This window comes from Variovorax sp. KBW07, from assembly GCF_003852515.1.
In the GTDB taxonomy this organism is placed as follows: Bacteria; Pseudomonadota; Gammaproteobacteria; order Burkholderiales; family Burkholderiaceae_C; genus Variovorax.
Genome location: NZ_QAJK01000003.1, coordinates 1 through 10,829 on the forward strand (window position 1 = coordinate 1; position 10,829 = coordinate 10,829).

A 10,829-nucleotide genomic window follows, 5' to 3' on the forward strand; every position below is an offset into this window, starting at 1 on the left:
CATTCGCACGCACCCCGAATGACCCCGCTCCCGCATCCGCACCCGCACCCGCACCCGCACCCGCACCCGCACCCGCACCCAAAACAGCTGCCCTGAAACGAGAAAGCAAAGCACCGGAACCAAAGATATGAGCAACATCATGCTGAAGGTAGACGACCTGCACGTCGCATACGGCCAGAGCGAAGCATTGCATGGCATCTCGTTCGAGGGTCATGCGAATGAAACCATCGCCATCATGGGCCGCAACGGCATGGGCAAGACCACCTTGTTCAAGAGCCTCATGGGCGTGCTCCCCCTGAAGAGCGGGCGCATCGAAGTCGCGGGGCAGGACGTGTCCCGCGACGAGAGCTTTCGCCGCGTGGCCAAGGGCATTGCCTACGTGCCCCAGGGCCGCATGATCTTTCCGACATTGACCGTCGAAGAGAACATCCAGACCGGCCTGGAGAACTCCAAGACCCGCCGCATCCCCGAAGAAATCTATGCCCTGTTCCCCGTGCTGTGGGACATGAAGAGCCGCAAGGGCGGCAACCTCTCGGGTGGCCAGCAGCAGCAGCTTGCCATTGCGCGCGCCCTCGTCACCGACCCCAAGGTTTTGCTGCTCGACGAGCCCACCGAGGGTATCCAGCCTTCCATCATCAAGGACATCGCCAAGGCCCTCAACGAGATCCGCAAGCTGCGCGGCATCACCATCGTCGTGTCCGAGCAGGTGCTCAGTTTTGCGATGGACGTGGCCGACCGGCTGTTCGTCATCGAAGGCGGGCGGCTGGTGCACGAGACCGCGCGCGACAAGACCGATGTGGACCACATCAAGGCCTACCTCTCCGTTTGACATCTGCTTTTTTTCTTGATTCCGTTCAACCACCACCCAAGGAGCCACTGCAAATGACGGACACGCTGATCAAGGTCGACCTGACCAAGCCGCCGACCGAGAACGAGAACATCCACAACCGCTGGCACCCGGACATTCCGATGGCCTGCTGGGTCAACCCGGGCGACGACTTCATCCTGGAGACCTTCGACTGGACCGGCGGCTTCATCAAGAACAACGACAGCGCCGACGACGTGCGCGACATCGACCTGAGCACGGTGCACTACCTCTCGGGCCCGGTGGGCGTGAAGGGCGCCGAGCCCGGCGACCTGCTGGTGGTCGACCTGCTCGACATCGGCGCCAAGCAGGACAGCCTGTGGGGCTTCAACGGCTTCTTCTCGAAGCAGAACGGCGGCGGCTTCCTGACCGACCACTTTCCCGAAGCGCAGAAATCGATCTGGGACTTCAAGGGCATGTTCACCAGCTCGCGCCACATTCCGCGCGTGAACTTCGCGGGCCTCATCCACCCCGGGCTGATCGGCTGCCTGCCCGACAAGCCGATGCTCGACATGTGGAACGAGCGCGAAGGCAAGCTCATTGCCACCGACCCGGACCGCGTGCCCGGCCTGGCCAATCCGCCGTTCGCCGGCACCGCGCACATGGGCAAGATGACGGGCGAGGCAAGGGCCAAGGCCGCGGCCGAAGGCGCGCGCACCGTGCCGCCGCGCGAGCACGGCGGCAACTGCGACATCAAGGACCTGTCGCGCGGCTCGAAGGTTTTCTTTCCGGTGTACGTCGATGGCGCGGGCCTGAGCGTGGGCGACCTTCACTTCAGCCAGGGCGACGGCGAAATCACTTTCTGCGGTGCCATCGAGATGGCCGGCTGGGTGCACATGAAGGTCACGCTCATCAAGGGCGGCATGGCCAAGTACGGCATCAAGAACCCGATCTTCAAGCCCAGCCCCATCACGCCGCAGTACAACGACTACCTGATCTTCGAAGGCATCTCGGTCGACGAGAGCGGCAAGCAGCACTACCTCGACGTGAACGTGGCCTACCGGCAAGCCTGCCTGAACGCCATCGAATATTTGAAGAAGTTCGGCTACTCGGGCGCGCAGGCGTATTCGATTTTGGGCACGGCGCCGGTGCAGGGCCACATCAGCGGCGTGGTCGACGTGCCCAACTCGTGCGCCACGCTGTGGCTGCCGACCGGCATCTTCGACTTCGACATCAACCCGAACGCGCTGGGCCCGGTGAAGATGCTCGACGGCAGCATCGACATGCCGCTGTCGCACGACCTGCGCTGAACTTGAAAAAAAACAGACAGACCATGCCGACCTACGACTACGCCTGCGGGCAGTGCGGTGGCTTCGAATCGCTGCGGCCTTCGGGCCAGCGCGACGAGCCGGCCGCTTGTCCCGATTGCGGCACCGCGTCGCCGCGCGTGCTGTCCGCCGCGCCGCGGCTGGCGTTGATGGCTTCGGGCACGCGCCGTGCAATGGAAACCAACGAGCGCGCGCGGCATGAGCCGGGCAGCTCGCGGGACTACGCGCGTTTCAAGCATCCGGCGGGGTGCGGTTGCTGCAGCTCGGGCAAGCGGGGCGCCACGGTGACGGCGCCCAACGGGGCAAAGTCGGCGCCTTCGCGGCGGCCGTGGATGATCAGCCACTGAGCGGAGGCGGCCGCGATGGCCGACTTGTTTCATTGTTGTGGGACTTGTTTTTAGTTGTTTCCCGACTCTTCCTTGTGGCGGGGCTTCCCCCACCTCTGTCACAGGGAAGAATTGGGGCAACCCCTATTGACCCGTTTATTTTCAAGGCCGGCATTGTTTCAATACCGTGAACGCCGCGGTTCATTTTGCGAGCGTTTTTCGATGCGCAACAGGCTCACACTTCATCTCACCAACCAACCCCTGAAGGAGATTGAAATGAATGCCTCGAAGATCCTCGCTGCTGCTGCTCTCTCGCTCCTGGCTGCTGCCGGAGCACATGCAGAAACCTATGACGGCGTGCACACCGTGAACTCCACCGTGTCCCGCGCTGAAGTCGCATCGCAAGGCGTTGCCGCTGCCCATGCCGGCAACATCTATGCCGACGGCTCCACCGCCGGTGCGCAACCTTTCACCTCGACGGCCAACCGCGCCGTGGTGCAAGCCGAAGCCGTTGCCAAGGCCCATGACCCGCTGGCCAGCCTCGACCGCCGCGCGTTCTACCGCGACGAAGTGCCGCAAGCCTACAAGAAGCCCAGCGTGTCTTTCACGCGCCAAGCCGGCCTGTAAGCAAGGCAGAACAGCAAGCCGACACGTCGGCTGCCGCATGAAGAAGAACGGGCCCTCGCGGGCCCGTTTTTTCGTTGGCGCTGCGTATCAGGGCTGCGTATCAGGCCGTGTGCGCAAGGATGTTGACCAGCTTGCCGAACGGATCGCGAACGTAGAAGCGGCGCACGCCCCAGGGTTCGTCGGCCGGGCCGTATTCGATGGCAAAGCCGGCCGCTCGCATGCGCGCAAGTGCCGTGTCGACATCGTCGACCTCGATGGAAAGGTCGGGCACCGGCGTACCCGAACCGCCTTCCGACGCGAAGCTGACCTGCACGCTCATCTCGGCCTGCGAGCCGTAGGTGCGTATCCATCCGTGGTCCATCAGCAGGTCGAGCCCGAGCACCTCGGCATAGAAGACCTGCGCGCGCGCTACATCCTGCGTTGCGAAGTTGGCGACGAGCCGTTTGACTTTCATGGCTGCGCACTCCTTTCGATGGCTTCGCGCGCGATGCGGAATGCCTTGGGCTTGCCGCCGGATTCGGCATGCAGCAGGTCGCCTTCGACGCGGATGCCGGTCCACGTGTCGATGATGCCGTCGGAGCCGATCAGCTCGATGCTGTCGCCCGAAAGAACCCGGTAGCGGAACACCGGCGCGCACTGCGGGCCGTCTGGCGTGCCGAGCGTTGCGCGAAGAAAGCCGTTCGATTCGAACCAGTAGATCTCGACGTGGGTGTCGGAGGCCAGTTGCAGGCGACGGCCGAAGGGAATGGGCGGTTGCATGAGAGGCGGATTTATCGGGGGATAGGTAGAGTCATTTCTGCGAAGTCGGCCGAATATAGAGCCTCAGCCGCCGGTTCGCCGGTAGGTCAGCAATCGCCCCCTGTAGCCCGCGCTGTCGGCGGTCGCCAACTGGTCCAGCCGTTCTTCGCACATGCCGAAACCCTCGTCGGCCATCTGCCGGTTGAAGGCGGGGCGGTTGCCGCGGTCGGGGTCGACGATCCACACTTCGGCGGCGGGGCTGGCGTGGCGCCCGACAAAGGCGGCGAGCAGGCCCCTGGCGTCGCGTTCGTAGAGCAGGTCGCTGCCGATGATGAGGTCGTACAGGCCGTGCACGTCGCCGTCGGCGCCGGTCTCGTCCATGCCCCAGTGGCCGCGCCGGTACTTCATGGGCGGCAGCGCATTCAGCCGAAGGTTCTCCAGCAGGAAGCCGGCAGTGAGCGGATGGCAGTCGCTGGCGGTCATGTCGTTGCCGCGGCGATGGCCGACGAGGCTGGCCAGCCCGAGGCCGCAGCCTATTTCGAGCACGCGCGCACCGATCACGACCGGGTGCGTCGCCATGCGCGCGGCCAGTTGCGCACCCGAAGGCCACAGCAATCCGAACATGGGCCACGCGGCCGAGGAAATGCCTTGCGCGGCGGCTTCGCCCAGCGGGTCGGAAAACTGTTGGCGATCGAGCAGCGACCGGATGACGAGGTCATCCGCACCTGCGATGGCGATGCGTTCCAGCTTGATTCGGTAGCCCGGCATCGACAGGGGCGGGGCCTCGCGTGCGAGGCCTCGAGGGAGCAAAGGAGACCCAGTATGCGCGCTGGCCTGTTCCCGGAGCGCGCAAGGCGTTCTCACACGGTTCTAAGCAAGCTCTCACGGGCCGGTAAGTGACGCGTCCTAGAGTGAAAACGTCGTCATCACTTCAAGGAGACACCGCCATGAAAGTCCGTACCGCTACGGCCATCCTGTGCATTGCCACCGCAGCGCCCGCGTTGCTGCTGCTGGCCCCGCTCGCGCATGCGGGCGGCCGTGCCGACCCCGACTATCCGCAGGTCTCGCATTCGACCCAGTCGCGCGACGCGGTGGCGGCGGATGCGGTGCGCGCCAACACCGGCATCCATGCCACCGAGGTCGCCGAATCGCAGGTGGCACCGCCGGTCGCGGGCGCGGACCGTGCACAGGTCCAGGCCGAGGCCATTCGCGCCAACAACGGCATCCACCCGACCGAGATCCTCGAGTCGCAAGTGGCGCCACCGGTGGCATCGGCGAACCTGCCCGCCGCCTCGACCGCCAGCGGCGAGTGAACGGTGCCGCGCCTCTCAGTCGCGCGTGAGCACGAAGCGCTTGCGGATGCCGCTCGCGGCTGAAGGCGCCACCCACAGGTCGAACTCGCCCGGCTCGACCACGGGCTTCATGTCGCGGCCGATGAACTGAAGGTCGTCGGCCGTGAGCGTGAACTCGACGACGGTCGATGCACCCGGCGCAATGCGCACCTTCCGGAAGCCCTTCAGTTCGCGCACGGGCCGCGTCACGCTGGCCGCGCGCTCGGAGGTGTAGAGCTGCACCACTTCATCGGCCTCGCGCTGGCCGGTGTTGGTGACGGTGGCCCGCACCCGCAAGGTGTCGGACATCGTCATGCGCTCCTGGCTCAGCTCGACGCTGTCGTAGCGCACCGGCGCATAGCCGATGCCGAAGCCGAACGGGTACAGCGCTTCGTTCGTCGCATCGAGGTAGCGCGTCTTGAACGACATGCCCGGCGCGCCTTCGGGCGAGGGCCGGCCGGTGCGCTTGTGGGCGTAGTAGTAGGGCACCTGGCCCGCGGTCTGCGGAAAGCTCACGGGCAGGCGGCCCGAGGGGTTGAAGTCGCCGAACACCACGTCGGCAATGGCGTGGCCGGTCTGCACGCCGAGGAACCAGGTGACGAGCACGGCGCGCGCGTCGCGCACGGCACCCTTGAGCGGCATCGCGCGGCCGTTGCTCAGCAGCACGACCACCGGCTTGCCGGTGGCGGCCACGGCGTCGGCCAGTTCCTGCTGCGCCTGCGGCAGGCCGATGTCGCTGCGCGAGCGCGCCTCGCCCGACATCTTCTGGCTTTCGCCGATGGCCAGCAGCACCACGTCGGCATTGCGTGCGGCGGCCACGGCGGCGTCGATGCCGCCGGGCAGCGCCGACTCGACGTTCGAGCCGCGCACGCTGGTCAGCGAAGAGCCGGGGCCCAGTGCGGCGCGCAGCCCTTCGTCGATGCCCACGGGGGCCGACTGGCCCGGGAACAGGCTCCAGGAGCCCATCAGGTCTTTCGTGCCTTCCGAGAAGGGGCCGATCAGCGCGATCTTCGTGCCGGCCTTGGGCAGCGGCAGCAGCATGCGCTCGTTCTTCAGCATCACGATGGAGCGGCGCGCGCTGTCGCGGGCCAGCGCGATGAACGCGGGGTTCTCGGGGCGGCTCGCCGCGGGCGGGCCGTCGAGGCCGCGCAGCGGATCGTCGAAGAGGCCGAGCGCCTGCTTGACGCGCAGCACGCGGCGCACCGCTTCGTCGAGCCGCGCCATGGGCACTTCGCCCGAGGCCACGAGGTCGGGCAGGTAGCGCATGTACAGGCCGCTTTGCATGCTGACGTCGGTGCCGGCCATGAAGGCCTGCTTGGCGGCCTCGCGCGGGTTGGCGGCGTAGCCGTGCTCCACCAGTTCTTCGTCGGCGGTGTAGTCGGACACCACGAAGCCCTTGAACTTCCATTCGTCGCGCAGCACGCCGGTCAGCAGCGCGGGGTTGGCGGTCGAGGGAATGCCGCCGATTTCGTTGAAGGCGCTCATGACCGAGAGCGCGCCGGCGTCGAGCGCGGCGCGAAACGGCGGCAGGTAGACCTCGCGCAGCGTGCGCTCGGAGATGTCGCTGGTGTTGTAGTCGAGGCCGCCTTCGGCCGCGCCGTAGGCCGCGAAGTGCTTGGGCGTGGCCAGCATCGAATCGGCGTTCGACAACTGGCTGCCCTGGAAGCCGCGCACGCGCGCGGCCGAGAACTGGCGCGCCAGGTACACGTCTTCGCCCACGCCTTCGTTGCCGCGGCCCCAGCGGGCGTCGCGCGCGATGTCGACCATGGGCGCGAAGGTCCAGCGAAAACCGTCGGCCGTGGCCTCGACCGCCGCCGCGCGCGCGGTGCGCTCGGCCAGCGCGGGCTCCCAGCTGGAGGCCTCGGCCAGCGGCATCGGGAAGATGGTGCGAAAGCCGTGGATCACGTCGGCACCGAAGATCAGCGGAATGCCCAGCCGTGATTCGCGCACCGCAATCCGTTGCAGCCGCAGCTTGCCTTCGAGGCCCGCGTTGTTGAACAGGCCCGTGAGCCGTCCGGCGCGCACGTCTTCGGTCTCTTGCTGCCCGTTGCGCCAGCCGGCCTGCGGGTTGTTGGGGACGTTGATGTCGGCCGGGCCGAACAGGCTGAGCTGGCCGGCTTTTTCCTGCGGTGTCATGCGCGCGATCAGCGCCTCGATGCGTGCCTCTGCGGCGGCGCTCGCGGCGCTTGCCCTTGTGGCATCGGGCGGATCGGTCGGGGGTTTTTCTGCGGCGGGGGAGAAAGAGATGCACGCCAGCCCGAGCAGGCTGGCGACGCCAAGGTTTCGAACGCTCATGGCCGCCCATTGTCGGGCGAAAAGAAGAGGGCCCCTGGCCGGCCCCTCAATGTCCGGGGGCTTGAACTGCAACAGAAGGTTGTCGCCGCCGCAGCAGCAACCAGCCGAACAGCGGCGCGGTGATGTACATCACCACCGAGTAGATGGCGGCGGGCAGCGCCAGCGGAAAGCTGCCGAGCACGCTCACCGCGATGAAGATGGCCAGCGTCGAGTTGTGAATGCCGATCTCGTAGCTGATGGCCGTGGCCAGCGGCTTGTCCAGGCCGGCCGCGCGGCTCAGGTAGTAGCCGGCCAGCAGGCTCACGAGGTTGAACAACAGCACCGGCAGGCCGATCTCGGCGAAGGTGGCCGTCATGGTCTTCCACTCGTTCGCGATGGCCAGCACCGTGACCACCGCGAGCACCACGCCGCTGAAGATCTTGGTCGGCTTTTCCATGCGCGCCGCAAAGCCGGGCTTGCGCGCGGCCACGAACATGCCGATGGCCACCGGAATCAGCACGATGGCAATCACCTCGACCAGCTTGCGCGTCTGCAGCGGCACCACCTGGCCGCTCTGCGCGAAATGGCCGATGGCCCAGTTGGCGATGAGCGGCAAAGTGACGATCGACAGCAGCGTGTTCACGGCCGTGAGCGAGATGTTCATGGCCACGTTGCCGCCGAACAGGTGCGAGAACAGGTTGGCCGAAATGCCGCCCGGCGAGGCCGCCAGCAGCATCAGCCCGATGGCGAACACCGGCGACAGGCCGAAGCCCACGATGATGGCGTAGCAGGCCAGCGGCAGCCCGACCACCTGCAGCAGCAGCGCGATGGTCACGGCCTTCGGATGCTTGAACAGGCGCCGGAAGTCGGCAAGCGACAGCGAAAGCCCGAGCCCGAACATGACGAGCGCGAGCGCGCCGAACAGGAACCGGGTCACGATGATCGTGGCGTCCATGGGGTGTTGTCTCCTCTGGTTCTTCTAAAAAAATGGCTGCCGGCCCCTGTCGTGCAGGGGCTGGCAGCCGTGGAAACCGGGGACCGACGGGTCTTATTGTTTGTAGCTGTCGTCGATGCGGTCGAGCTTGCGGATCAGCGAAGGCCAGACGAACTGGCCGCCCAGGCCGCCCGTCTGCACCTTCATCGCCTGGCCCACGCCCTCGACGATCTTCGGATTGACTTGAGTGAGTTCGCTGCCGCCCGACTGCGCCGCAATCTGGATCTGGCAGGTGTTCTCGAAGGTATACATCGAGAGGAATGCGTCCGCAATGGTCTTGCCGCAGGTCAGCAGGCCGTGGTTGCGCAGCATCAGGAAGTTGGCCGTGCCCATGTCGGCCTGCAGGCGCGGCTTCTCGTCGTCGCGGAAGGCCACGCCTTCGTAGTCGTGGTACGCCAGCGAGGCCAGCACGAAGGTCGATTGCTGGCTGATGGGCAGCACGCCGTTTTTCTGCGCGCTCACGGCAATGCCGGCCTTTGTGTGGGTGTGCAGCACGCACTGGATGTCTTCGCGCGCGGCATGCACGGCGCTGTGGATCACGAAGCCGGCCGGGTTGACGGGGTAGGGCGAGTCGATGATCTTGTTGCACTGCTGGTCGACCTTGACCAGGCTCGATGCGGTGATCTCGTCGAACATCAGGCCGTAGGGGTTGATCAGGAAGTGGTGCTCGGGGCCGGGGATGCGCGCGCTGATGTGCGTGAACACCAGGTCGCTCCAGCCGTAGAGCGCCACCAGGCGGTAGCAGGCGGCCAGGTCGACGCGCAGTTGCCACTCTTCGGCGGACACGAGCTTCTGGACTTCGGATTGGGAGTTGGCGTTCATGGGGATGTTTCCTTTTCTCTTTTCGATCTCTCTGCGGGTTCAGGCCGCCGCGGGTTCGCTCAACGCGGCCTTGTAGATGCTTTGCTTCGGCTGCGCCATCACACGGCGCAGCATGGGCTCGAATTCGCCGATGGGCAAGGTTTCGGCCTTCGGATCGAACGCCGGGTTGTCGTACAGCGCGCAGAACTCGGCCGTGTGCTCGTAGTGCGGGTGGCCCTTGAAGTTGTCGCGCATGTCGCGGTCCAGCCCGATGTGGTGAAAGAAGTAGTGGCCCTGGAAGATGCCGTGGTGCTGCACCATCCAGTGGTTGGCCTCGCTCACGAAGGGCTTGAGGATGGCCGCGGCAATGTCGGGGTGATTGAAGCTGCCGAGCGTGTCGCCGATGTCGTGCAGCAGCGCGCACACCACGTATTCGTCGTCGCGGCCATCGCGCAGCGCGCGCGTGGCGGTCTGCAGCGAGTGGGTGTAGCGGTCGACCGGAAAGCCGCCGTAGTCGCCTTCAAGGATCTGCAGGTGCTTGATCACGCGCGCGGGCAGGCCGCCCGTGAACTGCATGAATTCGCCGCCGATCAGTTGCCAGTCTTCGCGCGTGCTCTCCTGCATGCTCTTGAAACTTGCGCGTGCGCTCATCGTGTGCTCTCCGTTGTTGTGCGTGGGTGGCGGTCACTGTAGACCTGCGCTTGACGCTCAACTGTCAAGAATTTGACAATGTAGGGTGCTCGTAAACCCCTGTCCCCGGACGCTCTTCCACCGATGGCCGCCTCTGCCGCTTCCACCTCTGCCACCTCTTCCAAGCCGAGAATTTCCGCCCCGCACCGTGCCGCGCTGGAAGGCAACCCGTGGTTCACCAGCATTCCGCGCGCGCAGCGCGAAGCGTTGCTGGGCGCGGCCGAACTCATCCACGTGCGGCGCGGCACGATGGTGTTTCGCCAGGGCGACCCGATCCATGCGGCGGGCGGCGGCTTCTACGGCCTTGTGGCCGGCACCATCAAGATTTCGTCGTTGCGGCAAGACGGGCGCGAGGCCATCCTGGCGGTGCTGGAGCCCGGCAACTGGTTCGGCGAGATCACGCTGATAGACGGCTCGCCGCGCACCCACGACGCCACGGCGCTCGAAGCGCTCGACCTGCTGGTGGTGCCGCCCGAGGCCTTCGCACGGCAGATGCGCGACGTGGCCTTTTCGAACGCGATCGCGGCAATGCTGGCGGCACGTGTCCGCATGCTCTACGGCCTGACCGAAGACGCAACTCTGCGCAGCCTGCGCGCCCGTGTTGCGCACCGGCTGCTGGTGCTGGCACGCGGCGACGCAACGCAGTCGGTACACCTTCGCCGTACGTTGATGTTGCCGCAGGAGGCGCTGGCGATGATGCTCGGCGTGACGCGGCAAACGTTGTCCAAAGAACTCAATGCGCTGTCGGGGGAGGGTGTCATTGCGCTCGGGTACGGACGCATCGAGTTGCTGTCTCTTGATGCGCTGCAGGGGCTTGTCAGTACGGGGTGACGTTGTGTCACCGTGCTTGCTACTGGCGGGCGTATAAGCGCTTCTGGTGCCGTTCAGGGCGTCGTTCGTTCAGGGCGACGCCCA

At 66.0% G+C, this 10,829-nt stretch carries 13 protein-coding genes; 6 read left to right on the forward strand and 7 right to left on the reverse strand.

Annotation, left to right across the window (positions count from 1 at the left end):
* The first annotated feature begins 139 nt into the window (after positions 1-139).
* The 4 genes from urtE (at position 140) to DBV14_RS00630 (ending at position 3,086) form a co-directional block, all read left to right on the forward strand.
* Complete coding sequence (gene urtE / locus DBV14_RS00615) at positions 140-829, forward strand: urea ABC transporter ATP-binding subunit UrtE (RefSeq protein ID WP_124457271.1); 690 nt, start codon at positions 140-142, stop codon at positions 827-829.
* A 53-nt stretch (positions 830-882) separates the two neighbouring features.
* Entirely contained in the window at positions 883-2,115 is a 1,233-nt protein-coding gene (gene fmdA / locus DBV14_RS00620; protein WP_124457259.1) for a formamidase, read from the forward strand.
* Between the two features lie 23 nt (positions 2,116-2,138).
* Entirely contained in the window at positions 2,139-2,480 is a 342-nt protein-coding gene (locus tag DBV14_RS00625) for a zinc ribbon domain-containing protein (RefSeq protein WP_124457260.1), read from the forward strand.
* A gap of 255 nt (positions 2,481-2,735) precedes the next feature.
* Positions 2,736-3,086, forward strand: a complete 351-nt coding sequence (locus DBV14_RS00630) for an alpha/beta hydrolase (RefSeq protein WP_124457261.1) — start codon at positions 2,736-2,738, stop codon at positions 3,084-3,086.
* A gap of 100 nt (positions 3,087-3,186) precedes the next feature.
* Here DBV14_RS00630 and DBV14_RS00635 read toward each other — a convergent pair whose 3' ends face one another.
* The 3 genes from DBV14_RS00635 to DBV14_RS00645 form a co-directional block, all read right to left on the reverse strand.
* On the reverse strand, positions 3,187-3,540 hold the full coding sequence (locus DBV14_RS00635) for a VOC family protein (RefSeq protein ID WP_124457262.1): 354 nt from the start codon (positions 3,538-3,540) through the stop codon (positions 3,187-3,189).
* Positions 3,537-3,845 carry a hypothetical protein gene (locus DBV14_RS00640; RefSeq protein WP_124457263.1) on the reverse strand — a complete coding sequence of 103 codons (309 nt, stop codon included), beginning with the start codon at positions 3,843-3,845 and terminating at the stop codon, positions 3,537-3,539. Before DBV14_RS00640 ends, DBV14_RS00635 begins: the two co-directional genes overlap by 4 nt.
* A gap of 63 nt (positions 3,846-3,908) precedes the next feature.
* Positions 3,909-4,592 carry a methyltransferase gene (locus tag DBV14_RS00645; RefSeq protein ID WP_124457264.1) on the reverse strand — a complete coding sequence of 228 codons (684 nt, stop codon included), beginning with the start codon at positions 4,590-4,592 and terminating at the stop codon, positions 3,909-3,911.
* Between the two features lie 179 nt (positions 4,593-4,771).
* Between DBV14_RS00645 and DBV14_RS00650 the strand changes: the two genes are divergently transcribed.
* Positions 4,772-5,137, forward strand: a complete 366-nt coding sequence (locus DBV14_RS00650; RefSeq protein ID WP_124457265.1) for a hypothetical protein — start codon at positions 4,772-4,774, stop codon at positions 5,135-5,137.
* A 15-nt stretch (positions 5,138-5,152) separates the two neighbouring features.
* Here DBV14_RS00650 and bglX read toward each other — a convergent pair whose 3' ends face one another.
* From bglX to DBV14_RS00670, 4 genes are all read right to left on the reverse strand, one after another.
* Positions 5,153-7,450: a beta-glucosidase BglX gene (gene bglX / locus DBV14_RS00655; protein ID WP_124457266.1), complete on the reverse strand. Its 2,298-nt coding sequence runs from the start codon at positions 7,448-7,450 to the stop codon at positions 5,153-5,155.
* 46 nt (positions 7,451-7,496) lie between these two features.
* Positions 7,497-8,384, reverse strand: a complete 888-nt coding sequence (locus tag DBV14_RS00660) for a bile acid:sodium symporter family protein (protein WP_124457267.1) — start codon at positions 8,382-8,384, stop codon at positions 7,497-7,499.
* 93 nt (positions 8,385-8,477) lie between these two features.
* Entirely contained in the window at positions 8,478-9,245 is a 768-nt protein-coding gene (locus DBV14_RS00665) for a class II aldolase/adducin family protein (RefSeq protein WP_124457268.1), read from the reverse strand.
* 39 nt (positions 9,246-9,284) lie between these two features.
* Positions 9,285-9,875: an HD domain-containing protein gene (locus DBV14_RS00670; RefSeq protein WP_124457269.1), complete on the reverse strand. Its 591-nt coding sequence runs from the start codon at positions 9,873-9,875 to the stop codon at positions 9,285-9,287.
* Between the two features lie 123 nt (positions 9,876-9,998).
* On the opposite strand from DBV14_RS00670, the gene DBV14_RS00675 reads away from it, so the two are divergent.
* On the forward strand, positions 9,999-10,745 hold the full coding sequence (locus DBV14_RS00675; RefSeq protein WP_124457270.1) for a Crp/Fnr family transcriptional regulator: 747 nt from the start codon (positions 9,999-10,001) through the stop codon (positions 10,743-10,745).
* Positions 10,746-10,829 lie beyond the last annotated feature (84 nt).

Coding starts and splice junctions, on each gene's coding strand:
- DBV14_RS00635 (WP_124457262.1), bottom strand. CDS start 3,540: ATGAAAGTCAAACGGCTCGTCGCCAACTTCGCAACGCAGGATGTAGCG.
- fmdA (WP_124457259.1), top strand. CDS start 883: ATGACGGACACGCTGATCAAGGTCGACCTGACCAAGCCGCCGACCGAG.
- DBV14_RS00645 (WP_124457264.1), bottom strand. CDS start 4,592: ATGCCGGGCTACCGAATCAAGCTGGAACGCATCGCCATCGCAGGTGCG.
- DBV14_RS00665 (WP_124457268.1), bottom strand. CDS start 9,245: ATGAACGCCAACTCCCAATCCGAAGTCCAGAAGCTCGTGTCCGCCGAA.
- DBV14_RS00650 (WP_124457265.1), top strand. CDS start 4,772: ATGAAAGTCCGTACCGCTACGGCCATCCTGTGCATTGCCACCGCAGCG.
- DBV14_RS00630 (WP_124457261.1), top strand. CDS start 2,736: ATGAATGCCTCGAAGATCCTCGCTGCTGCTGCTCTCTCGCTCCTGGCT.
- DBV14_RS00675 (WP_124457270.1), top strand. CDS start 9,999: ATGGCCGCCTCTGCCGCTTCCACCTCTGCCACCTCTTCCAAGCCGAGA.
- DBV14_RS00625 (WP_124457260.1), top strand. CDS start 2,139: ATGCCGACCTACGACTACGCCTGCGGGCAGTGCGGTGGCTTCGAATCG.
- bglX (WP_124457266.1), bottom strand. CDS start 7,450: ATGAGCGTTCGAAACCTTGGCGTCGCCAGCCTGCTCGGGCTGGCGTGC.
- DBV14_RS00640 (WP_124457263.1), bottom strand. CDS start 3,845: ATGCAACCGCCCATTCCCTTCGGCCGTCGCCTGCAACTGGCCTCCGAC.
- urtE (WP_124457271.1), top strand. CDS start 140: ATGCTGAAGGTAGACGACCTGCACGTCGCATACGGCCAGAGCGAAGCA.
- DBV14_RS00660 (WP_124457267.1), bottom strand. CDS start 8,384: ATGGACGCCACGATCATCGTGACCCGGTTCCTGTTCGGCGCGCTCGCG.
- DBV14_RS00670 (WP_124457269.1), bottom strand. CDS start 9,875: ATGAGCGCACGCGCAAGTTTCAAGAGCATGCAGGAGAGCACGCGCGAA.